This is a genomic window from Puia sp., from assembly GCF_036500295.1.
Taxonomy (GTDB): domain Bacteria; phylum Bacteroidota; class Bacteroidia; order Chitinophagales; family Chitinophagaceae; genus Puia.
The window spans coordinates 154,577-176,379 of record NZ_DASYCH010000125.1 but is presented as its reverse complement, the minus strand read 5'-3'; the positions used below and the strand labels follow the sequence as shown (position 1 = coordinate 176,379).

The 21,803-nt window shown below is 55.9% G+C and carries 17 protein-coding genes; 10 read left to right on the top strand and 7 right to left on the bottom strand.

Annotated features, from left to right (window positions below):
* The first annotated feature begins 56 nt into the window (after positions 1-56).
* Both VGM48_RS23450 and VGM48_RS23445 read left to right on the top strand, forming a co-directional pair.
* Positions 57-1,904: a beta-N-acetylhexosaminidase gene (locus tag VGM48_RS23450; RefSeq protein WP_331583132.1), complete on the top strand. Its 1,848-nt coding sequence runs from the start codon at positions 57-59 to the stop codon at positions 1,902-1,904.
* Positions 1,905-2,051: 147 nt separating this feature from the next.
* The gene (locus VGM48_RS23445) at positions 2,052-2,924 is read left to right on the top strand and encodes an oxidoreductase (RefSeq protein ID WP_331583130.1); all 873 of its coding nucleotides are present in this window, start codon (positions 2,052-2,054) and stop codon (positions 2,922-2,924) included.
* On the opposite strand, the gene VGM48_RS23440 is transcribed toward VGM48_RS23445, so the two are convergent.
* On the bottom strand, positions 2,921-6,157 hold the full coding sequence (locus VGM48_RS23440) for a S41 family peptidase (RefSeq protein WP_331583128.1): 3,237 nt from the start codon (positions 6,155-6,157) through the stop codon (positions 2,921-2,923). The two genes, VGM48_RS23445 and VGM48_RS23440, sit on opposite strands and share 4 nt — an antisense overlap.
* Positions 6,158-6,305: 148 nt before the next feature.
* On the opposite strand from VGM48_RS23440, the gene VGM48_RS23435 reads away from it, so the two are divergent.
* Positions 6,306-6,857 carry a DinB family protein gene (locus tag VGM48_RS23435; RefSeq protein ID WP_331583126.1) on the top strand — a complete coding sequence of 184 codons (552 nt, stop codon included), beginning with the start codon at positions 6,306-6,308 and terminating at the stop codon, positions 6,855-6,857.
* Here VGM48_RS23435 and VGM48_RS23430 read toward each other — a convergent pair.
* Positions 6,850-7,416, bottom strand: a complete 567-nt coding sequence (locus VGM48_RS23430) for a dihydrofolate reductase family protein (RefSeq protein ID WP_331583124.1) — start codon at positions 7,414-7,416, stop codon at positions 6,850-6,852. The two genes, VGM48_RS23435 and VGM48_RS23430, sit on opposite strands and share 8 nt — an antisense overlap.
* A 239-nt stretch (positions 7,417-7,655) precedes the next feature.
* On the opposite strand from VGM48_RS23430, the gene VGM48_RS23425 reads away from it, so the two are divergent.
* Together VGM48_RS23425 and VGM48_RS23420 are read left to right on the top strand one after the other, a co-directional pair.
* On the top strand, positions 7,656-10,313 hold the full coding sequence (locus tag VGM48_RS23425; protein WP_331583122.1) for an outer membrane beta-barrel protein: 2,658 nt from the start codon (positions 7,656-7,658) through the stop codon (positions 10,311-10,313).
* 96 nt (positions 10,314-10,409) lie between these two features.
* Complete coding sequence (locus tag VGM48_RS23420) at positions 10,410-10,556, top strand: hypothetical protein (RefSeq protein WP_331583120.1); 147 nt, start codon at positions 10,410-10,412, stop codon at positions 10,554-10,556.
* Between the two features lie 18 nt (positions 10,557-10,574).
* Here the strand turns inward: VGM48_RS23420 and VGM48_RS23415 are convergent, their stop codons facing one another.
* Positions 10,575-10,955, bottom strand: coding sequence for a response regulator (locus VGM48_RS23415; RefSeq protein WP_331583118.1), 381 nt, complete (start codon positions 10,953-10,955; stop codon positions 10,575-10,577).
* Positions 10,956-11,036: 81 nt separating this feature from the next.
* Between VGM48_RS23415 and VGM48_RS23410 the strand changes: the two genes are divergently transcribed.
* On the top strand, positions 11,037-11,888 hold the full coding sequence (locus tag VGM48_RS23410) for an NAD(P)-dependent oxidoreductase (protein ID WP_331583116.1): 852 nt from the start codon (positions 11,037-11,039) through the stop codon (positions 11,886-11,888).
* 58 nt (positions 11,889-11,946) lie between these two features.
* On the opposite strand, the gene VGM48_RS23405 is transcribed toward VGM48_RS23410, so the two are convergent.
* Positions 11,947-12,747 (bottom strand): hypothetical protein, encoded by an 801-nt coding sequence (locus tag VGM48_RS23405; RefSeq protein ID WP_331583114.1) that lies wholly within the window; start codon positions 12,745-12,747, stop codon positions 11,947-11,949.
* Between the two features lie 116 nt (positions 12,748-12,863).
* Here VGM48_RS23405 and VGM48_RS23400 point away from each other — a divergent pair, with 116 nt between their 5' ends.
* Positions 12,864-13,847, top strand: coding sequence for an NAD(P)-dependent oxidoreductase (locus VGM48_RS23400; RefSeq protein ID WP_331583112.1), 984 nt, complete (start codon positions 12,864-12,866; stop codon positions 13,845-13,847).
* A 43-nt stretch (positions 13,848-13,890) separates the two neighbouring features.
* A complete protein-coding gene (locus VGM48_RS23395) occupies positions 13,891-14,376 on the top strand; it encodes a hypothetical protein (RefSeq protein WP_331583110.1) in 486 nt (161 codons plus the stop codon).
* Here VGM48_RS23395 and VGM48_RS23390 read toward each other — a convergent pair.
* The 3 genes from VGM48_RS23390 to VGM48_RS23380 all read right to left on the bottom strand — a co-directional run bounded on the left by VGM48_RS23390 (position 14,373) and on the right by VGM48_RS23380 (position 19,443).
* Positions 14,373-17,168, bottom strand: a complete 2,796-nt coding sequence (locus VGM48_RS23390) for a TonB-dependent receptor (RefSeq protein WP_331583107.1) — start codon at positions 17,166-17,168, stop codon at positions 14,373-14,375. The two genes, VGM48_RS23395 and VGM48_RS23390, sit on opposite strands and share 4 nt — an antisense overlap.
* Positions 17,169-17,275: 107 nt before the next feature.
* Positions 17,276-17,968 carry a response regulator transcription factor gene (locus VGM48_RS23385; RefSeq protein ID WP_331583105.1) on the bottom strand — a complete coding sequence of 231 codons (693 nt, stop codon included), beginning with the start codon at positions 17,966-17,968 and terminating at the stop codon, positions 17,276-17,278.
* A complete protein-coding gene (locus VGM48_RS23380) occupies positions 17,965-19,443 on the bottom strand; it encodes a HAMP domain-containing sensor histidine kinase (RefSeq protein ID WP_331583103.1) in 1,479 nt (492 codons plus the stop codon). Before VGM48_RS23380 ends, VGM48_RS23385 begins: the two co-directional genes overlap by 4 nt.
* A gap of 115 nt (positions 19,444-19,558) precedes the next feature.
* Between VGM48_RS23380 and VGM48_RS23375 the strand changes: the two genes are divergently transcribed.
* Positions 19,559-20,284 (top strand): GLPGLI family protein, encoded by a 726-nt coding sequence (locus VGM48_RS23375; protein ID WP_331583101.1) that lies wholly within the window; start codon positions 19,559-19,561, stop codon positions 20,282-20,284.
* A 30-nt stretch (positions 20,285-20,314) separates the two neighbouring features.
* Positions 20,315-21,802, top strand: coding sequence for a hypothetical protein (locus tag VGM48_RS23370; protein WP_331583099.1), 1,488 nt, complete (start codon positions 20,315-20,317; stop codon positions 21,800-21,802).
* The last annotated feature ends 1 nt before the right edge of the window (position 21,803 follow it).

The following is a 21,803-nucleotide window of genomic DNA, read 5'->3' as shown; positions in this document are numbered from 1 at the left end:
TTTACAGAAAGGTAGGAAAATTCTAAATTCACGGTTCATTCATAAAAATGTCCGCTATGTCCATCTTCGCCCGTTTTTTGTCATTGTTGATCGCCATCCCCCTCTCCGGCACCGTACTGGCCGGGGACGTACACATCATTCCAGAGCCTGTATCGGTCAAAGAACAACCCGGCCATTTTGTTCTCTCCCCGGCCACCACCATTTCCGCAAGCGTCGACTCCTTTGCGTCTACGGCCGGCTGGTTGAGCGAACACCTGCACCTGCAACAGGGCAAAGGGGGCAAACGGATCACCCTCACAACGCCCGCAGACCGGAATGTCCTCGGCGCCGAAGGGTACACGCTTTCGGTTACCCCCTCCGGTATCCGCATCAGCGCAAACACGACCGCCGGTATCTTCTACGGCATGCAGACCCTCCTGCAATTGATCCCTGCTGATGCTGCTCCCGGCCAGACTGCGAACATCCCCTGTGTGGAAGTCACCGACTACCCGCGTTTTGGCTGGCGTGGTCTGATGCTTGACGTCAGCCGTCATTTCTTTACCAAGGATGAGGTAAAGCACTATATCGATGACATGGTCCGGTATAAGTTCAACACCCTCCACCTGCATCTCAGCGACGACCAGGGCTGGCGGATCGAGATCAAGAGCCTGCCCCAGCTTACTCAGCATGGGGCGTGGCGTGTGGCCCGCACCGGCCGTTGGGGTGAATACCTGCCGCCGCTGGCAAACGAACCCACTCCCTACGGCGGTTTCTATACCCAGGACGAGATGCGCGAGATCATCCGGTATGCTGCCGAGCGTCATGTCACCATCCTTCCCGAAATAGATATCCCGGCCCATAGCCTGGCCCTGATCTCGTCCTATCCCAATCTTTCCTGCACCCAGCTGCAATACAGCGTCAACCCCGGCGCCCGTCCCCCGGTTCGCGAGGACAACGCGCTTTGCATCGGTAATGACTCGGTATATCTCATCCTTGACAAGATACTGACCGAGATCGCCGCACTCTTCCCCAACCCTTATATCCATATCGGCGGCGACGAAGCTTTCAAGGGATTCTGGGCCGCCTGTCCAAAATGCGCAAAGCGGATGAAGGATGAGAATCTCAAGAATGTGGATGAATTGCAGAGCTATTTTGTAAAACGAATCGAGAAGATCGTCAACTCCAAAGGCAAAAAGCTCATCGGCTGGGACGAGATCCTGGAAGGCGGCCTCGCTCCTTCGGCTACGGTCATGAGCTGGCGGGGTATGTCCGGCGGGATCGCCGCGGCAAAAATGAACCATCCCGTGGTCATGACCCCCTGGGATTATACCTATATCGATCTCTATCAGGGCGAGAGCTCCGTAGAACCCCCTACCTATGGCATCTGCCGGCTCAAGGACTCTTACTCCTGGGACCCGGTTCCCGACAGTGTCGACGAAAAGCTTATTCTGGGCGGTCAGGGCAATCTTTGGAGCGAGTCCGTTCCCAACTATCGTCATGCACAATATATGACCTGGCCCCGCGGGCTTGCCCTTGCCGAGGTATATTGGAGCCCGAAGAAGGCCCGCAACTGGGATGACTTCACGCACAGGATGGAAGCCGAATTCAAACGGATGGATGCGGCCGGTATCAAATATGCACGCAGCGCCTTCAATCCTATCCTTGTCCCCAAGAGAATTGCCGGCGGGGACCTCACGGTCAGCCTCACCACCGAGATCAGCGGGCTGGATATCTATTATACGTTCGATCAGACAAACCCCGACAACACCTATCCCAAATATGATGGCACCCCGCTGCGGTTTCCCATGGGTGCTAACCAGATAAATGTCGTCACTTATCGCGACGGCCAGCCTATCGGGATGCAGGTCGGCGTCAAAAAGGATGAACTTATCAAACGCGCCGCGGAAGGGCATCACGTCTATTAGACTCTACATCACATACTTTTAAGACCCCGGCCGCCGACAGGCGGCCCGGGTCTTTTTTTGAGCCTCCCAACAAACCATCTTTGAGCTTTTCAACAAACCTACCGTTCCGGGAAAACCGGAACTTTGGGGCTACAAAAACAGCATAAAATGGCAAAAATTTGGTTCATCACCGGTAGTTCCCGCGGGCTGGGTCGCAGCCTGACGGAGGCTGTCCTCGCAGCGGGCGACAAGGTCGCAGCAACGGCCCGCGACCCCAAACAGCTTGCATCACTCGAATCCCAATACCCCGGGCAGCTCCTTGCTCTGCCGCTCGATGTCAATGACAGCGCCCGGATCCGGGATGCCGTCGCGACAACCGTCAAAACCTTTGGCCGCATCGACGTTCTCGTCAACAATGCCGGCTTCGGCATCACCGGCGCCGCGGAGGCCTTCAGCGACGAGCAGGTCCGCAGCCAGCTGGAGACGAATCTATATGCCCCTATCGCCATCACCCGGGCCGTATTGCCGGTGATGCGCAAACAGCGGTCGGGCCGGATCCTCCAGATCAGCTCTGTCGGCGGGCGCGTCGGTAATCCCGGGCTGAGTATGTATCAGGCCGCCAAATTCGGTCTCGGCGGTTTCACCGAAGCCCTGGCAAAAGAAGTGGCGCCGCTCGGGATCTACGTGACCTCCGTCGAGCCCGGCGGCTTCCGCACCGACTGGGGCGGCGCCTCGATGACTTTCGCTCCCGATATCGAGGGCTATGAAGCAAGTGTCGGTGTCATTCGCAGTTATCTCCGCAGTGGTAAGTACGTTCCCATGGGCGACCCCGAAAAAGCGGCCCGCGCGATGATCAGGCTCGTCGACGAGCCCCATCCTCCCGTTCACCTCGTCCTCGGCAGTGAAGCCGTTGCGATCCTCCAGGCCGCCGACGCCACGCGCAAGGCCGAACTCGAAAAATGGCTTCCGGTCAGCACCTCCACCGATCACGATGAAGCCGTCAATTTCCTTGAGACCGAAGATGGCCGCGCGTTTCGCTAGTGCCTGGCCGCCGGCTTCGAATAAGGCGGATGCTCCAGGGATCCCTTCGGCTCCTTATCCAGCAAGCGCAAACACTCCTGCACCGCCCGTTCCAGCTGCAGATCCTTCCCCTTCGAAGCCGCTCCCGCCTCGATCTTAACCTCGATGTCCGGTGCAACCCCCTGATTCTCGGCTATCCATTGATGTGCCTCGGGATCGAATACCGCATTGTCCGGCGCCGTTATCGCCCCACCGTCCAGCAGCGCATAATGCACCGAGGACTTCACCAGCCCGCCCCAGGTCCGCGCACCGATCAGCGGCCCCACCTTCTGATGCCGGAACACCCACGGGAAGAAGTCTCCGCCGGATCCGGCCAGCTCGTTTATCAACAGTACCTTCGGCCCGAGGATGCCCGCCGGCAGCCGGAAAGCAGGTCCATTCGGTACTTCATTGGTAATCGCGGCGCGCAGTCGCCGGATCATCAGGTCCACCATATAGTCATCGAGCGATCCGCCGCCGTTGAACCGCTCGTCGATCACCGCGCCCTGCTTATCCTGCTGTGAAAAAAAGTACCGGTTGAACGACACGAAGCCTGGCCCGCCGGTATTCGGCACCCATACATAACCCAGCTTGCCGCCCGACAACTCATCCACTTTCCGCCGGTTATCTTCTACCCAGGCCCGCTGCCGCAATGCCGCCTCGGAACCCACCGGTTCCACGCGGATCGTCCACGCCCCTTCTTCCGAAGGCTTGCTATTCACCAGCAACATCGTCTGCTGTCCCACCTTCCCATCGAGCAACGAATAAGGATCGACATCGCCGCCAAGTGATACGCCATCCACCGCCAGAATATAATTCCCCTCCGTCACCTTCAATCCCGGTTGGGCCAGCGGCGCCTTCAGCTCCGGGTTCCAGCTCTCGGCGCTATAGATACGTTTTATCTGCCATCGTCCCGAAGCCGGAACGAGATCGGCGCCTAACAAACCCACACGGAGCGTATCCACGGCCGGGAAGTCACCCCCAAACACGAAGCTGTGACCCACGCTAAGCTCCCCGCCCAGCTGATCCAGCAGATAGGTCAGATCGCTTCGATGCCGGATATACGGGATCATCGGCGAGTAATACGCCCACACTTCGTCCCAGTCACGGCCGTGCAGCGCCGGATCGTAGAAATAATCCCGCTCGTATCTCCATGCTTCGGTAAAGATCTGTTTCCATTCCTGGGTCCGGTCGAGGTTCATCCGCAGGTTCACCGCCACCGTGCCTTCATTCGGCGCCGGCGGCTTGCCCGCGGCCACGACCCGGAAGCTGTTCCCGGAATGGATCAGCAGCTTTTCACCGTTGGCCGACACATCCGCCTGCCCGACATGCTGGGCATATTCTTCCAGTTTCTTTGTGTCCAAAACAAACCGGCTAAGCGTTCCTTCTCCGGTGAGGATAAATACGGAACCCTTCGGGCCGCCGATCATCCCCCGGTAGTTCGCGACCGGTATCGGCAGGGCAACGGTCCGCCGGTCCAGATTTTCAAAATCGATGCGCACCGACGATGCCAAACTATCTTTCTTCGTACTGTCCTTCTTTGCCGTGCCGGCGGCAGCGCCGCCCTCCGCCTCATCATCACTCTTCAGCGGAAACGGCGCACCGTCCTCTTTCCGCAACACCACCACGTACCCTGCAAAACCCGGTCGCGCCAGGATCGCACTCGTATTGGCCCAACCCGAACCCAACGCCGCATCCGTGCTCGCCAGGAAATACAAATGCCGCCCATCTCTATCCCAGGCGGGCTGTGTCGCATCGGCAAGCGGATCGCTCAACGGGGCGATCTTCCCCGTTGCAAGCGACCATACCATGATCCGGCGGAAATTATTTGTTCCGGTCTTCGAATAGGCCAGCCACTTCGAATCCGGCGACCACACCAATCCCATTCCACCGCGCTCGATATTGGCCCCGCCGACATCCACCGGCGTGATCTTCCCCGTCGCCACCTCCACGACGCGCACCCGCACCTTATTATCTTCAAATGCGATATACTTGCTATCCGGCGACCAGCAAGGTTCCCATGCCAGCTTCGACTCGCCGATCGAAATTTTCTTTGGTTCACCCTTGCCTTCCTGGCCGGTAAGATACAAGGCGTACCCCGCGCCTCCCTTATCCGAAAACCAGGCGATCTGCTTCCCATCCGGCGACCACAACGGCGACCGGTCGGCGGCATCGTTGCTATTCGTCAGATTCCGCGCGTTGCCGTTCTCCACCGGAACGGTAAACACCTCACCCCTCGCTTCCACCAATATTCGCTTGCCCGTCGGCGATAGCGAAACCGATGTCGAACGGCTGGTCACATTCTCCCAATGCGATTCCGCCCACGGGAAATCTCCATGCACGGTGATCTCCAGCTGGCGGCTTGCGCCCGAGGCCGGGTCCAGCAGGAACAGATAACCGCCATGCTCGTAGACCAACTCCTTCCCGTTGCCGCTCAACCATTTGATATCTCCGGTCTTCAGATGGGTCACCTGCCGCAGACTCCCCTTACTCACCGAATAGGCCCATACATTCATGATAAAATCCCGGTCGGACAGGAAAAACACTTCGTCTCCCTGCCACACCGGGTGAATATCCATCGTCCGCTCACCCGGTAATTCCGTCTCGGCGAGCGACTCCAGGTCCAGGATGCGTAACGGGGTGTTCTGTCCGCCGCGATAATGACGAAACTCCACATCCCACCGGCTTACCCGGTCGACGACCATCTTCTTTCCGTCCGGCGACAGGCTTCCGTCGAATCCCCAGGGCGCCGGCAGAAGATCCGAAGCCCCGCCGCCGGAAGCTACACTCCACAAGCGGTTATAGTTGACCGGTCCCGTCTCTCTTGCCGATGCATATATTATCCGTTTCCCATCCGGCGTCCAGCCCCGGGCGGAAGTGGGCGCGGGATACCAGGTCAGCCGGGTCGGGTTGCCGCCTTCGGTACCAACGACATACACCGCCGTCGTCCCGCTTCGGTTGGAGGTAAAGGCGATCCATTTTCCATCCGGTGAGAAATGTGCATCACTCTCGGTCGCTGCCGTGCTCGTGATCCTTCTGGCCTCGCCGCCGTTCTTGTCCACTACCCAGATATCACCACCATATTCAAAGGCGATCTGCGTCGCGCCCAGGCTCGGCTGCCGCAGCAGTCGCGTACCCTGCGCCCATCCGCTTTGTGAAAGAACCAGCAACAGGCCGGCAAGCGTCGCCGTCATTTTTCGAAAAGGAATAGACATATTTGTAGGGGTTGATGTCCCTAAATATACTATTACCTGCCAGAAAAGCCGGTGAAAAGGTCAAACATCACGGTATCCCCTCCACTTATCAAACAGTCGTTACCCCATTCCCAGGAAAACATAAATTTGAGAAAATATCTGCTAAGCCATGCGTAAACATCTCTTATCCATTGCGATCCTAACTCTTACCCTCACCGGCAGCATTCTGGTCGCCACGCCTGCCGCCGCCCAGCAAAAAGAAGCCACGCTGCGCTCTATCCTCCTGGAACAGTTCCGCAATACCTGGAACAAAGAGGACTGGTATGCCCCCATTTCCGTCGCCCTCGAAGGGCTCACCGCGAAACAGGCCATGTGGAAGCCGGCCGACTCCGTCCATTCCGTCGGCCAGCTGGCTTATCATCTGTTGTTCTGGAACCGCGACCAGCTGGACAAATTCTATGGCCGCAAACGGACCCCCTTCAGCGGCGATAACAACGAGACCTTCGCCTTTACAGAGGCGTCCTGGACCACCACTGTCCAGCAACTCAATAAAGTCATGGCAGATTGGGAGAAAGCGATCGAAACTTGCGATGACGCAACACTGAAGAAATGGGCCTCGGCGATCGATCACGTAAACGCCCATACGGCTTATCACACCGGACAGATCCTGATCATTCGCAAACTCGCCGGCAACTGGGATCCCGCCAAAGGAGTTAAATAGGCTTATACTGCAACACGACGATCCCGCACTCGAACGGTGTAGCCGCAACGAGACCAAACTTCTTATACCTTTCAAGCCCGCCAAATATCGTCAACCCCTTGCCGATCGCCGCCGGGTTCACAAACAAATGGTATTCGTCGATCAGATCCTCTTTTAAAAGGCTCCGCACAAACCGCTCGCCGCCATATGCTATGATGTCCTTCCCCGGCTTGCTCTTCAGGTCACGGATCACGGACGCCGCGTCACCCGCTGCCAGCTCGCTGTTATTCCATTCCAGCGGCTGACCCTTCAACGCGGAAGAGAATACAACCTTCTTCATCGCATTAAAACCCTGCGCAGCCGCATACATCTCATTGTCCGGTTTGATCGCCGGCCAATGGGCTGCCATTCCCTGGTATAATACCGTACCCAGTATCATCGTGTCGGAAGACCCGGTAAGATCACCGACATATTTCTTCAACTTCTCATCCCAGTTCCATTCCAGGAAGTCCATCTTGTGATCGGGGGTAGCCATAAAGCCGTCAAGGGAAAGCTGAACCTGCAATTTTACTTTTCTCATAATTTTTACTTTTTCTCAAAACTAGATGGAAAATTCCGCTTCAAAGGGGCGTAAATGCGTAATTATAACGGGGGGATTGCGCCGCAAAGCGCGCTATCTGACCCGTTTTCCGGCGGGTAACGCACCAATTTCGTTTGCCGACAGATTTATGCCGTTTACCGCGTTTTTTGCTCCGTTTGCAGTATTGCTGTCGAAGGAACCAAACACCGAAATTACCTTTGTCATCTAAAATTACAATCGTGAGAAAATTAGTTGCTATCCTTTTCCTTTCTTTCCTGTTTGCTGACCTTGCGCAGGCTCAGGCTCCCGGCGGACAAGGCGCCCCGGGTGCAAAACCCGGCGCTCCCGGCGGAAGACCCGCCGGTCCTCCGCCTTCCATCGGTCGGGCATTCGGTAAAGTGACGGACTCGGCGGGCCAGCCTGTCCAGGCAACGGCCGTCGTATTGAAGTCCACCACCGATCCTGCTACAAAAAAGAAAAAGCTCGTTCTTATAAAGGGGATGGACACCAAGGCTAATGGCGAATTCAATTTCGAAGATCTTCCCATCGTTCAACCCCTTGTTGTCCGCATTTCCGCTACGGGGTACAAACCGCAGGACGTAAACTTCACCATCATACCCGCCGCTGCGCAGACTACGCCGGGAAAGGGCAATAACAATCCGTATGGTGCCATACCCTCTTTCGAAAAGGACCTGGGCGCGGTGAAACTCGTTACCGATGTCGCTCAGCTGGCGACCGCGACGGTTACGGCCAAGACTCCGCCGATGAAACTGGAACTCGATAAAAAGGTGTTCAACGTCGCGCAGAACATTGTCAGCGCAGGGGGTACCGGGGTGGATGTTATGCGTAATGTTCCTTCGGTGAACGTCGACATCGACGGCAATCTCTCCCTCCGCGGCGCGACGCCAACGATCTTTATCGATGGCCGTCCCACGACGCTGACCCTTGATGAGATCCCGGCTGATGCTATCGAAAGCGTTGAGGTCATGACCAATCCCTCCGCCAAATACGATGCGTCCGGCGGTGGCGCGGGTATCGTCAACATCATCCTCAAAAAAAATCGCAAACAGGGATATAATGGCAGTGTTTCGGCCGGCTTCGACTCCCATGGGCAACCAAACGCCCTTGTCGGCCTCAGCCTGCGCCAGAATAAGGTCAACTTCACGCTCAACGGCATGTACAACGGGATGAATCCAAGAACGATAGGTACTACCGATCGTACGACCATCCTTCGCGACACCACGACTCATCTCTATCAGTCGGATCTGCAGCGCAGCAAAGGACATTTTGAGTTTGGACAGGTCGGCATGGACTGGTTCGTAACGAACAAGACCACTCTCTCCGCTTCCTATATTCATGTTCAGGGTTCGTTCAAGCCTACGGATGTTTCGGACATCAGGACGACGATCGTCCCCCCGGTTGGTGACTCCTCGGTCGTCAATTCGCTCCGCAATTCGAATAACGAACGAACCTTCAATGTCAACGGCGTACAAACAGGGATGAAGCATACTTTCGAGAAGAAAGGCGAAGAGTGGACGATCGACGGCTCCTTCTTCGATGTCAAATCCTCGTTGAACTCGCTCTATACAACAGACTATTACACGGACCCTTCCAAAAGCACTATCGCGTATACGACCCGGCAGTTGCAGACGGGAACCGCGGCACCCAGTTTCTATACTTTCCAGACGGATTATGTCAACCCGCTCGGTGAAAAGACCAAGCTGGAAGCCGGTCTCCGCACCAGCATCCAGAAACTGGCCAACGACAACAACACGTATACCCTGGACGATAAAGGCGACCGGACATTCAATCCCCTGGGCGTGAGTGACTATACCAGCACCAGCAACGTCTATGCGGCGTATGTCAACTTCACCAGCGCCATCGGTAACTTCGGCTATGCCCTCGGGCTGCGCGGCGAAAGCTCCCGCTATACGGGCGATCTGCTGAATAACGACCAGCATTTCAAGAACTCGTATCCAACCGCGCTCTTCCCCTCCATCTTCCTTAGCCAGAAGATGAAACACAACCAGGAGCTGCAGCTTAGCGTAACCCGCAAGATCAACCGCCCGGGCTTCTTCCAGCTGATCCCTTTCACGGATTACTCGGATACCCTTAACATCACCCGCGGTAACCCCAATCTCGTACCGGAATTCACGTACAACACCGAGTTGACCTACATGAAGACCTTCCCGCATAACAATACCCTGCTTGTCTCGGCATATTATAAACACACGACCAATCTCATCACGCGTTACCAGGACAGCGGCATCAACCCCATCGGTCAGCCCGTCCTCATCAACACGTACGAGAACGCTAACAACGCCTATACCGTAGGCGGCGAGATCACTTCCACCGACAACATCACCAAGTGGTGGGACATCTCCCTCAATGTCAACGTGTATAATTCGCATATCAACACGGAAAATCTGCAACAGGCATCGCAGGCGGCGCTATGGAGCTGGTTCGGGAAATTCAACAGCAACTTCAAGATCCCGGGGAATTTCACGGTGCAGCTGACGGCGATCTATCAGTCGAAGACCAATCTGCCGATCAACCTCAACAACAACCAGTTCGGCCCTCCCGGAACCGTCCAGCAAAGCTCGGCCCAGGGATATATAAAGCCTTACTATGGGTTCGATCTTGCGGTGAAGTACAGCTTCCTGAAACAGAATGCGGCGTCGATAACGGCCACTATGACCGATATCTTCCGCAACCGCTGGTCTGATCAGTTCAGCAGCAGCCCCTTCTTCTCGCAGGAATTCGATCGGTTGAAGGATCCCCAGCTCTTCCGCCTCGTCTTTTCCTATCGCTTTGGGAAGATGGACCTCAATCTGTTCAAGCGCAAGAGTATGAACGGCCAGGGCATGGGTGATGCCGGTTCCAGTATGCAACAATAATTCACGGAAATCTGTCTTTAGCCGTACCGGTTCGCTCCGGTACGGCTTTTTTATTATTTTTAATCACCATAAGGTACGCCCAGCAGGGGACCGTATATGATCTATGGCCGCGAACACGAGACCGAACTAAAAACAAAGTTCAAGGCTGAAATGCACGGAACGAAGCCGGAGGACTGGCTCTATAACGGAGCCAAATCGCCGCATGCCGATCTCGGCTTCCTCACACGTTCGGCGTATTATTAAACAGGGCCCCGCTCTTGCTTAATTCAACAGGCTGCTCACACTGGTCTTCAGCTGCAACTGGGTAAATGGCTTCGACAGGAAGGTATCGGCCCCGGTCTCCAGTGCCGCATCTTTTGCGGCTATATCGACGCCTGAGATCATCAGGATCTTAATCGCCGGATACTGTGCCTTGAGATAAGCGATGAAATCGATCCCCAGTCCATCGGGGAGCCGGTTGTCCAGCACGATCAGGGAAGGTTGTTCTTTCTCGAGGAATTCCCTGGCGTCCGATAAGGATCGGACATGATCTACTTCCATTCCTTCGGTATCCAGCAACAACTCCAGCAGCAGACACATATCGCCTTCATCTTCAACGACCAAAACCTTTGTCGTCGATTTTTTTCCATTGGTGCGGAACATACTCATTCTTTTAGTGTTAACCCCTTGCAATTCCTGTACCATTCCTCGCCGGTGTTCACAAAAGATTCGCACCTTTGCGGAATGAACAATACAAAACTCGGCTGGATCGGTCTGGGCAATATGGGTGCGCCCATGTCCCGGCGTCACCTCAACGCCGGCTACCCGGTCACCGTCTACAATCGCAGCAAGGAAAAAGAGTCCGCCCTCAAGGCCGCCGGCGCCACGATCGCCGCCACTCCCGCGGAACTGATAAGGAATACCGATATCGTTTTTCTCATGGTCTCCGATGACCAGGCTATCCGGGATTGCTTCACCGGCGACAACGGCTTGTTAGCCGCAAAGACATCCGGGAAGCTGATCATCAATATGAGCACCATCTCTCCCGGCATCAGCCATGAATTCGCTGCGGCCTGCAAACAACAGGGCAACGAATATCTCGATGCGCCGGTAAGCGGCAGCGTCAAGCAGGCAGAAGAAGGTCAACTGGTGATCATGGTGGGAGGATCGGCCGCTGCCTATGAAAAAGCGACCCCTGTTCTCCAATCCCTCGGCAAACTCACCCTTCATCTCGGCGACACCGGCGCGGGCAACACCGCCAAGCTGGCCATCAACCTCCTGCTCGGCCTACACACCCAGGCGCTGGCCGAAGCGACCCTCTTCGCCGAAAAGCACGGCGTCAGGATAGAAGACTTTATGAATATCGTTAACAACGGAGCGATGGCAAACGCATACGCGAAGATAAAAGGCGACCTCGTCATCAATAACAATTACAAGGCGGCATTTGCCCTGAAATGGATCGTCAAGGATCTTGGCCTTGCCCGTTCCGAAGGCTGGCAGACGCCGCTGGCCGAGCAGGCCTTCCAATCTTTCCGTGAGGCGCAAGCCCAATTCGGAGAGGAAGATCTTATCGCGATAAGAAAAAGCCTCGGCTGATAGTTTATCCGAGGTTCAATAAAGGGCTGCGGACGGCCCCGGGCGGGTGGTCCGTTCTTCAATTCGCAAAGGCTCCGCGCTCGAGGCGTTGGCGAGCCCATACCCGCGTCTGCCGGCAGATGGTAAAAGCAGCCCCGCATACCGCCAAAGCGACAAACAGACTCGACCACTCGGGCTCTGCGGTTAACTTTCCGATAGCCCGGGGTCCATGTAATAACAATACCCAAAGCAGGAACATGATCCCCAGCAGCGCCGACGCCAGCGAAAGCTTCAACCCGGTGAAAAAACTCAGGGCGGACAACAAAAAAGCGGCGATCACGACATAGGACAGAAATACATGCCCCGGCATCCATGCCGGGATCAAGGTCTGTATATAATCATTGTATTTGATATGCAGCACGGCAAACACGACGAGCCCCACGGCAAACAGGTACTGGCTCACCAGCCCCATAATATTCAGGGGCTTATCCCATCTTGCATCCCCGGGACCCGAATTGACCAGGTAGGCGGCGATCACGAACCCCCCGCTTCCCAGCATCAACGCTTCGAAAGGCGGAGTCCACACTACGGGGTTGTACAGGTCACCCAGCAGTTTCGGCAAATGCAACAGAAGAAAAAAGACAAAAAAACTCGTTCCCGCCAGCGCCGCGGCAAGATACTTCCGGCCAGGAAAGAGCATTCCCACTGCCGCAAGCAGGAAAACGAGGCTGCTCAGGATCATCCAGACTTGGCGTAGCGGTAATCCCGCGGGCACCGGGAACAAGCCCGTCAGAAAATCTTGCGCCAGCAGCTGATTGACGCCAAAACCGGCGACCGCGATCGCATAAAAGATGGGTCCTAATTCAGTTAGCTTTTTCATACTTCTAAATTTCCCCCAAAAACCCCGGAAACCCCGATCATCCGGTGTACATCTCGGTACAAGATCGTACAAGCGACCCAAAATCCTTACCTTCATCGCTGAATAATCGCTAATCGATGAAAGCTCTCGTCACAGGCAGCGCAGGCCATCTTGGGGAAGCCATGGTCCGAACGCTGAAAGCCGGTTCCACCTCCGTTCTCGGTCTCGACATCCTCGAATCTCCTTTCACCCACCGTGTCGGCACTATCGTCGACCGCGACTTCGTCCGTCAGTGTATGGAAGGGGTGGACACCGTCTACCATACCGCCACCCTCCACAAGCCGCATGTCGCGACCCATACCCCACAGCTGTTTATCGACACCAATATTACCGGGACCCTGAACCTCCTGCAGGAAGCGGTCGCCGCCGGTGTCAAACGCTTTGTTTTCACCAGCACGACCAGCGCTTTTGGGGACGCGCTCATTCCACCCGCCGGCGAGCCCGCCGAATGGGTCACCGAAGACACGCGATCCATCCCGAAAAATATCTATGGGGTGACAAAGGAAGCGGCGGAGGATCTCTGCCAGCTCTACCATCGCAATTTCAGGCTGCCCTGCATCGTCCTGCGGACCTCCCGCTTCTTTCCTGAAGATGATGACAACAAAAAGATGCGGGAGATCTATACCAGTGACAACCTCAAGGCCAATGAATATCTTTTTCGCCGGGTGGATATCGAGGACACCGTCACCGCCCTCCTCGCCGCCGCCCAAAAAGCGGAGTCTCTCGGGTTTGGCAAGTACATCATCAGCGCAACAACCCCTTTCACCCCCGAAGATCTGGCTCTTTTGCGCACCGACACTCCCGCCGTCGTGAGGCGCCTCTTCCCCGGCTATGAAGAGGTATATGCCAAACGCGGCTGGAAGATGTTCACCGGCATCGACCGGGTCTATGACAATGCCCTCGCCCGAATCGAGCTTGGCTGGCAGCCCCGCCACGACTTCGGGTACCTGCTGACCCGGCTGAGTGCAGGCGAGACCCTCCAAAGCCCCCTTGCCAGAGCCATCGGCTGTAAGGGTTATCACGAAGAAGAATTTATGGAAGGCCCTTACCCGGTGCACTGATCCGTAATCTTCGTATCTTCCCGTCAACTCCAAAACCAACACTATGCCCAACCATCTTTCCACGCTCGGGATCATCCATACCGTCATCAGCATCCTGGCTATCATCGCGGCCTTCGTCGCCCTCTTTCAAAGCGGCCGGATCGATCCCCGTTCCTCCGCCGGCCGCTGGTACGTTATCCTCACCTTCTTCACCTGCCTCACCTCCTTCGGCATCAGGAAGACCGGTCAATTCGGGCCACCACATGTTGTCTCCGCGCTGGTCCTTGTCCTTCTGGCCCTGGGCATCTATGCCCACCGCCTCTTCGGCGCCCGCGGCCCCAAGACCGAGACCATCCTCATGTCCACCACCCTCTTTTTTTCCTTCATCCCGGCCATCACCGAAACCCTCACCCGGGTTCCCCTTTCGCATCCCATCGCCGAAAGCCAGGATGCGCCCATCGTCAAACAGTGCTACCTCGGCCTGCTCCTCCTCTTCGCGATCGGCCTCTTCCTCCAGCTTCGAAAACCCAAACCCGCCACCGCCTCCTAGTCCCCGATCGTCCGCGTTCGGATCATCCGTCCCCTGGTCTTCAAGCCGGACTTGTTCAGGCTATACGTAAAACTTACCAAAAAATACCGCCGCAACACATTGTATTGCTCATCCAGGATATTTCCCTGGTTGATGCTCCGGGTGATCCCCGTATTCCGGTTCAGCAGGTCCGTCACGCCCAACTTTACTTCCCCGCGATCGTTCTTCAGGAGTGCCTTCGCGATCGACGCATTCCACAAAGGGATGGTCGTATTGTATCCATCCGCCCGCCCCGTATTGACGGTGGCCGTGAACTCGCTGTGCACCGAGATCCGCCACGGCAGATACCCCGTCACGTTTGCTCCATAGTTCTGTCGCATATAGTGTGTATTCAAGGCAGACTGCAACGAGTACCTGCCCGAATAGAACGAGAGCGACGCCGTCAGCTCGACATCGATCCTGTCCTCCCGGGTATAATCGAACACCATGCGCGGTCCGATCGTCGTAGATTGGATATTATTCCGCAGCCCATTCAGCAGGGATACGTTTTCGCCGTATATAAAATAACTTCCGATCTCCACGCGTGAATAGATCTTCCGCAAAAGAAAGCCGAGATCGACATTACTGAAGAGGTTGCGCACCCCATTTGCATTCACCGGCGTGATCACCCGCGCTCCGGCCGGGTTCACCGAATCACTTTCCACCATGGCATTGGCGGTCTCGTTATAATTGACGGTTGCCATCAGGCTGGTCCGTTTCGACGGGCCGGCGTTGAAGTAGCTCAGCGAGACCTGGTGGTTATACGAGCGCCGGAGATCGGGGTTCCCCGTCCGGATATTCAAGGGATCGCTAAGGTCGGCCACCGGTTGCAGTTTGGTAACACTGGGCTGTATGGTACTGGTGAAGTAGTCCAGTTCGAGATTCTTCGTGCTGCTGAAGAGGTACTTAAAAATGACATTAGGCAGAACATCCGTAAACGCCTGCCGGATCGTCCGCCCCCCGCTGTTGTTCACGGCGCTTAGCGTGGCTGCCTGGAAATTTGCTCCTGCCGTGATCATCGCTTTTCGCGGATTACTTCGGAAACTGATCCCGCCCCCGGAATATTGGTAGTGACTGCTGAAATCATTGCTCAGCAGGGTATTGAAGCTGTCATGCTTACCTGTAGCGGGATCGGGATCAAACGTCTGTTTGTTACTGCTGCCGGTGTTGGAATTGTAGAACCCGCTGAATGCCATCAGCGATCGCCGGCCGATCGGTTCCGTATAAGTGATATTTCCGCCAAGGCTCCTCGTCACGGCGTCTCGCGATAAATATTGGTTTAGGGCCGAGTCGGTCATCAACCCGCCTTCATAAAAGGTATTGTTGGAGACCTGGGTCCCCGTACTGGTACTGTGATTATAATTCAGGTTTAAGTCAACCGAGAGCGTCCGCCCTTTCCTGGCCAGTTTTTTTCGGATCAACGCCTCTGTCGTAACATTAAAAGCTCCCGGCTGCGACTGACTATTGGTGAACCCGGTATTCAGGACCGACCCGTCAGGCAGGGTGCTGAGATAGCTGGAATGGTCGTTCTTTTCGGAGTGCTGCCAGGTAAAGGAAGGCGTCAACTTCAGCGACAGCGAGCTGTCCAGCTGCTGATCGATGATGACGTTGAACCGCTGCTGCGCCGCGCTGTGCACCGTGTGCGAACTGTCCAACGTTGTATAGATATTTCCCGGCAACAGATTCTGCATCGCCGATTCCTTGTCCGTCAGCAGGCGGACATGGCTCATCGTATAGTTGGCGTTCAGGTTGGTTCGCCCCTGGTCCCAGGCGTTATTATAATTCAATCCGCCCGCGGCAGTCGTCGCCACCCCCTGCTGCCCCTGGCCAAGCCCGGTTATCGGTAGTCCGTTATTGTTGCTGGGATCGCCAAGCTGGATTTGTACACCGCCTCCGCCATTTTTCATCCCCCGCGAAAGTTCGCCGGTAAAATTCAGCACATCCATCAGGGTGAAGCCCTGGCGGTTGGTATTATTTCCCATTCCGATAAATGAAAGCTGTTCATCTCCCTTGAAACGGTTGATATTGGCCTGGCCGTCAAACCGGCCTTCAGCACCTCCCCCTGTCATTAATTTTCCGAATAAGGCGTTGTTCCGGTCTTTCTTCAATTTCAAATTGATCGTCTTTTCGCTATTCCCATCATCTACCCCTGTAAAACCGGCCTGATCGCTCTTGCGGTCGAACACCTGCACCTTATCCACGGCATCGGCATTGAGGTTCTTCGTCGCCATCTTCACATCCCCCGTAAAAAATTCCTTGCCATTCACCAACACGCGCTTCACGGTCTGCCCGTTCACCTTGACGGAACCATCGCTCTCGATCGTCACCCCCGGCATCTTCCGCAACAGGTCTTCCACCACGGCATTCGGCTGCGTCTTGAAATTCTCGCTGTTGAACTCCAGCGTGTCATTATTGATCTCTACCGGCGGCCGCCGCGCCACCACCTGCACATCCCGTAATCCCACCGGCGTCAGGGCGACCGTGCCGGCCTCATACTGACCGGCGGCTGACGACACCGGCTTCCAAACCGGAACATAGCCCGCGTAAGAGACCGAGAGCAGGAACTGTCCTTGCCGGATGCCGGTAAGCCGAAACCGGCCGCTGCTGTCCGCCACGGAAAAACCGACCAGCACGCTGTCTTCGGCCCTTACGAGCGAGATCGTCGCATAGGCCAATCCTTTACCCGCAATACTATCGATCACGCGACCGGAGATCGTTTGCGCGGAAGCCGAAAAACGCAGAAAAAGAAGGGCGAAAAATAGAATTTTGGACATGGGATGAATTTGTCCAAAACTAAGATGGGAAAGCACCGGCCGGGGTTAAGTAACCTGTGAGAAAGGTTAAGCAAGGTTAAAATTACGCTGAAGCAGACGCGATGATCTCACGGAATAACAAACCGGTACCCGACACCTTTTATCGTCAGGATCTCCACCCGGTCGTCCGCTTTCAGATAACTCCGCAGCTTGGTGATATACACGTCCAGATTGCGACTGTTCAGGAAAGAATCATTCCCCCAGATAGCCTGCAAAATATCCTCGCGTTCGATGACCTTTTCCTTGTTCATCCACAACTGTCGAAGCAGTTCGCTTTCCCGGTAGGAGAGCTTCCGTTCTTCTCCGCCACCCGCCAACACCTGCCGGTACGGATGAAAGATATATTCGCCGATAGTCAATGACTCGGGGATAACGCCGGCCGACGCCGGTTCCCTCCTTACCCGCAGGCAATTCTCTATCCGCACGATCAGTTCCTCCATGCTAAACGGCTTGCGGATGTAGTCGTTTCCCCCCGTGCGAAAACCGCGGACAAGATCCTCCGTCTGCGTCCTGGCCGTCAGAAAGATGATGGGGATATCGTCATTTCGCGCGCGGATCGCTTCTGCCAGCTCGAAGCCGCTGACGTTGGGCAGCATGATGTCCAGCACACAGATATCCGGCCGGACGTTCTCGAACAGGGTCAGTACTCTTGCCCCATTCGTCTCCATCAGCACTTCAAACCCCCGGCTCTCCAGCGTTTCTTTTACGATCTTTCCGAGAAAGATCTCGTCTTCCACATAAAGTACCCTGATCTTGCTCATGCTGCCGGTAGTTGGATGGTAAATAAACTTCCTTTCCCCTCCTTGCTCTCGACCGAGATAGTTCCTTCATGGCGCATCACGATATGGTGGACATAACTAAGGCCCAGTCCATATCCTTTGATGTTATGATGATCTCCCGATGGTACCCGGAAGAACTTTTCAAATATTTTCTCCCGGTATGCCGCCGGAATACCGATCCCGTTGTCTGCTACCGAAAGCCGGACGACATCCCCTTCCCTCGAGACACCGATCGCCAATACGGGACTCTCGCGGCTGTACTTCAGGGCGTTGTCGAGCAGATTGCTGATCACGCTGGCCAGGTGCATCCGGTCTGCCCGGACAAAAAGAGCGTCTTCTTCGCAACTCAGCCGTACGCTGGCGCCCGCTTTTTCAAAGGACAGTTTCATGCTGGCCATCACTTCGGCTACCAGTGTGGCTACATCGATCCGTTCGGGTTTGAGCTCGATCTGCCGGTTCTCGAAAAGCGAGAGCTTCAGCACCTTGTCGACCAGCAAGGATAACCGTTGTATCTCCAGGGCGGAGATATCCAGGTATTCCCGGGTCTTTTCCGGGTCGTCCAGCGCTCCGAAATGACGCAACGCCTCCACGGCCACCGTCACGGTTGCGATCGGCGTCTTCAGCTCATGGGTCATATTGCTGATAAACTCATTTTTAATGGCTGCGATCTGCCGCTGCTGGACCAGGTTGCGATAGAGGAAGATCAGCGATAGCGCCGTAAACGCCAGTAACAGGAATCCGACGATGATCGGGAGCCGCAGTTTCCTGACGATGTAGGGGAATGGGTTGGCGAAAATGGCTTGATAGGCATAGGCATTGGAGAGCCCGATATAGATAAATCCAGTCTTCAGCTGATCATTGGGTATCGGCTTCTCCAGTTCGGCCGCTTTCCCGGCCGTTCGTTCCAGCCGGTAAGCAACTGTGATACCGGCCCTCAACAAAGTCTTTTTATAGGCACTATCGATCTCCCCAACCGATAAGGGGGGACTGGTGGAATCCTTACCCGACAGATAACGGATGATGAAGGGGAGATTGACTACTACGTCATGGGATAGGGGAGAAGGGAACTCCGAGTGAAAAGTATCATTCCGGGCATCCGTCCGAATGGAGAAGGACATCCTTCTTATCTGTCCCGCCGGTCCGGGCTGAGTATCTTTCCCCAGAGAATCCTTTATTACGGTTTTAAAGCTGTCCAGCACATTGTACATAAAAAGATCGTCGGATGCACCTGCCCGGTGCGTTCCAGCTTCTTCGAGAAAATGCTTGTTCTTACGGAATCGCTGCATCTGCACCTGGTAGACGACATCCCGGAAGGCAACCTCCGTTTCCCGCTTGAGCGTACTCCACTCCTCGACATACAATTTTCGGATCCAGTATCCCTGGAATGCGCCAACCCCGATGATCGTCATGATCATTAATACGGCGGCCAGCATCATCATCTCCGATCTCCTTATCATGCGGTAAAGGTAAAGGGGGCCGGTCATCCAACGAACAGGCATTAACCTTAATTAACCTTATATCCAGTTTGGTTAACCACCTCCTGGGATATATTTGATACAAAGACAAAACAATATGAAGCAGCTCATTTTCCTCCTTTTGATCCCGCCTGTGCTATCCGCTCAGACCCGTCAGGGCGCCATCGTTTATGAAAGAAAGATCGATCTTCATCGCCGGCTGAAGGATGATCAGATAAAGGCCATGGTCCCGCAGTTTCAGACCGCGGTCTATGAGGTTCTGTTCAAAGACAGCATTGTCGTCTACAAGGCAATGCCAAAGGACGAGGCCCCCGATCCTTTTGACAACAACACCGGGAACGGCGCCCACATCAACATGAGATTCAACGGCCCCGGTGACGACGGCATTGTCTATAGAAATTACGGCAGCGGTCGGCTCCTCGAAGAGGCCATGCTGGAGGAAAAGAAATATATCATCAGCGACACGCTCAAACCACTGGATTGGAAGCTGTCCGGCGGCGACACTATTATCCTCGGTCATGACTGTAAAAAGGCAACGACAACCACCCCACGCGGAAGCAAGGTGGTCGCCTGGTATACCGGCGATATCCCCCTGCCTGCCGGTCCTGATCAATTCAACGGTCTGCCCGGCGCCATCCTAAAAGTAGATGCGGGGGAGGGCGAGGTTGTTTTTACCGCAAAAGAGATCCAGGATAAAGTGGAAGGCCGGGACCTGAAGGCCCCCGGTGGCGGCCGCGTCATCAGCCGGGCGGACTATGTGAAGAAAATGAATGAAGTGCTGGGCCCCCCCGACAGCCAGGGCCGCCGGATCATCCGGAATTAACCCCGGCCCCAAAATTGCTGCCTATCCGGCATGCGCAGGCAACAACTCCTTTACCTTCTTTTCCTTTTCGGGATATTCCTCCCCCGGCTGTCCCTTGCTCAGCGTGCCTTTGACGATCTGCCCATCGACGATCCGTCCAAACGTTCGGTCCTCGCCCCCGGCGAGGACCCTGCAAAAAAGATCAGGGATAATATTTTCATCGTCACTACCGTCGATCATGCCGAGTGCTATCCCGGCCAGCAGGTACTCCTTAGCTACAGGCTCTACACCGCATTGCACAGTACGTCCACCGTAACGTCAAAACCCATACTCAACGGGTTTACGGTAAAAGAACGCAAGCCGGATGAGACTCCGCTGCCCGACAAGACGATCGACGGCCGGCATTATCATGGCTTCACGGTCTGGCAGGCCCTGATCACTCCCTTGCAAACCGGCGACTATACTATCGAGCCCCTCCAGGCCGGCAACACGGTGAGTTACACCCGGGCCGATGGGCAGGCCGCCCAATATTCAGGCGTCGTCACCAGCCGTAAGACAACGATCCATGTCCAGCCGCTGCCCGCCATCGACCGGCCGCCGGCATTCAACGGCCTCGTGGGAAAATGGAAGATCCAAAGCCGGCTCACGGCTCCCCGGCCCGATTCCGCCGGTAACGATACCTTGCTGGTGGATATCTCCGGCGCCGGCAGCTTTGACAATATCGCGGTGCCCTATATCCGCTGGCCCGCCGGCTTCCGGCATCTGGAGCCGTTGCAACGCTGGGACGTGAACGACAGCACCATACCCCAAACCGGAACCAAGACCTTTGCCATTCCTTTCACCGCATCGGTCGCCGGACAATATGCCCTGCCGCCCATGGAGCTGGCCTACTTCGATCCGGCCGGCGCAAAATATCACAGCACAAACACCGACAGCCTGATCGTTCACGTCATGGACATCCCGGCGATCGCCCGGCCGGCAGCCCCTGCTCCTACCACAACGGCGCCCCCGGTGTCGACCGGTAGCCCGATCATCGTCAAACTCCTTTTTCCGATCCTGCTCATCGTTGTCGTTCTCGTATTGCTGATCCTTCGATCCCGCCGCCGTCGCGCCACGACGATAACCGATTCCGCGGCGACCGCCCCGGAGCCTGCGACCCCCGCGGCGACCGTCCCTGCGCCTGTGACCCCCGCGGCGACCGTCCCGGAGCCGACGGTCCCTGCCACGACCCTACCCGCCGAACCCCCGCCCGCTACACCTACTCCTGCCGATTTCGGGCAACCCAAACTCCCGGAAGAAGAACGCCAACTGGCCGGCATCAAAGAAACCCTCCTCCACTTTCTCCGATCCCGGTTGAATACCGATGCCTGGGCCGAAGAGCAGCTCGTCCATCTCCTCCAACAAAAAGACCCTTTCCTCGCGGAAAAGGTCACGCCTTTGCTCGAACTCTGTAATCAGCTTTTATATGCTCCGCACCGCTCCGATCCCGCCGTGCTCACGCGGCTCAACAACGGACTGGAGGAGATTTTGAAGCAGTAAG

What these genes read in the sequence shown, in the direction of transcription:
- VGM48_RS23450 (WP_331583132.1), top strand. Translation starts at nt 57, where the DNA reads ATGTCCATCTTCGCCCGTTTTTTGTCATTGTTGATCGCCATCCCCCTC.
- VGM48_RS23445 (WP_331583130.1), top strand. Translation starts at nt 2,052, where the DNA reads ATGGCAAAAATTTGGTTCATCACCGGTAGTTCCCGCGGGCTGGGTCGC.
- VGM48_RS23440 (WP_331583128.1), bottom strand. Translation starts at nt 6,157, where the DNA reads ATGTCTATTCCTTTTCGAAAAATGACGGCGACGCTTGCCGGCCTGTTG.
- VGM48_RS23435 (WP_331583126.1), top strand. Translation starts at nt 6,306, where the DNA reads ATGCGTAAACATCTCTTATCCATTGCGATCCTAACTCTTACCCTCACC.
- VGM48_RS23430 (WP_331583124.1), bottom strand. Translation starts at nt 7,416, where the DNA reads ATGAGAAAAGTAAAATTGCAGGTTCAGCTTTCCCTTGACGGCTTTATG.
- VGM48_RS23420 (WP_331583120.1), top strand. Translation starts at nt 10,410, where the DNA reads ATGATCTATGGCCGCGAACACGAGACCGAACTAAAAACAAAGTTCAAG.
- VGM48_RS23415 (WP_331583118.1), bottom strand. Translation starts at nt 10,955, where the DNA reads ATGTTCCGCACCAATGGAAAAAAATCGACGACAAAGGTTTTGGTCGTT.
- VGM48_RS23410 (WP_331583116.1), top strand. Translation starts at nt 11,037, where the DNA reads ATGAACAATACAAAACTCGGCTGGATCGGTCTGGGCAATATGGGTGCG.
- VGM48_RS23405 (WP_331583114.1), bottom strand. Translation starts at nt 12,747, where the DNA reads ATGAAAAAGCTAACTGAATTAGGACCCATCTTTTATGCGATCGCGGTC.
- VGM48_RS23400 (WP_331583112.1), top strand. Translation starts at nt 12,864, where the DNA reads ATGAAAGCTCTCGTCACAGGCAGCGCAGGCCATCTTGGGGAAGCCATG.
- VGM48_RS23395 (WP_331583110.1), top strand. Translation starts at nt 13,891, where the DNA reads ATGCCCAACCATCTTTCCACGCTCGGGATCATCCATACCGTCATCAGC.
- VGM48_RS23390 (WP_331583107.1), bottom strand. Translation starts at nt 17,168, where the DNA reads ATGTCCAAAATTCTATTTTTCGCCCTTCTTTTTCTGCGTTTTTCGGCT.
- VGM48_RS23385 (WP_331583105.1), bottom strand. Translation starts at nt 17,968, where the DNA reads ATGAGCAAGATCAGGGTACTTTATGTGGAAGACGAGATCTTTCTCGGA.
- VGM48_RS23380 (WP_331583103.1), bottom strand. Translation starts at nt 19,443, where the DNA reads ATGATAAGGAGATCGGAGATGATGATGCTGGCCGCCGTATTAATGATC.
- VGM48_RS23375 (WP_331583101.1), top strand. Translation starts at nt 19,559, where the DNA reads ATGAAGCAGCTCATTTTCCTCCTTTTGATCCCGCCTGTGCTATCCGCT.
- VGM48_RS23370 (WP_331583099.1), top strand. Translation starts at nt 20,315, where the DNA reads ATGCGCAGGCAACAACTCCTTTACCTTCTTTTCCTTTTCGGGATATTC.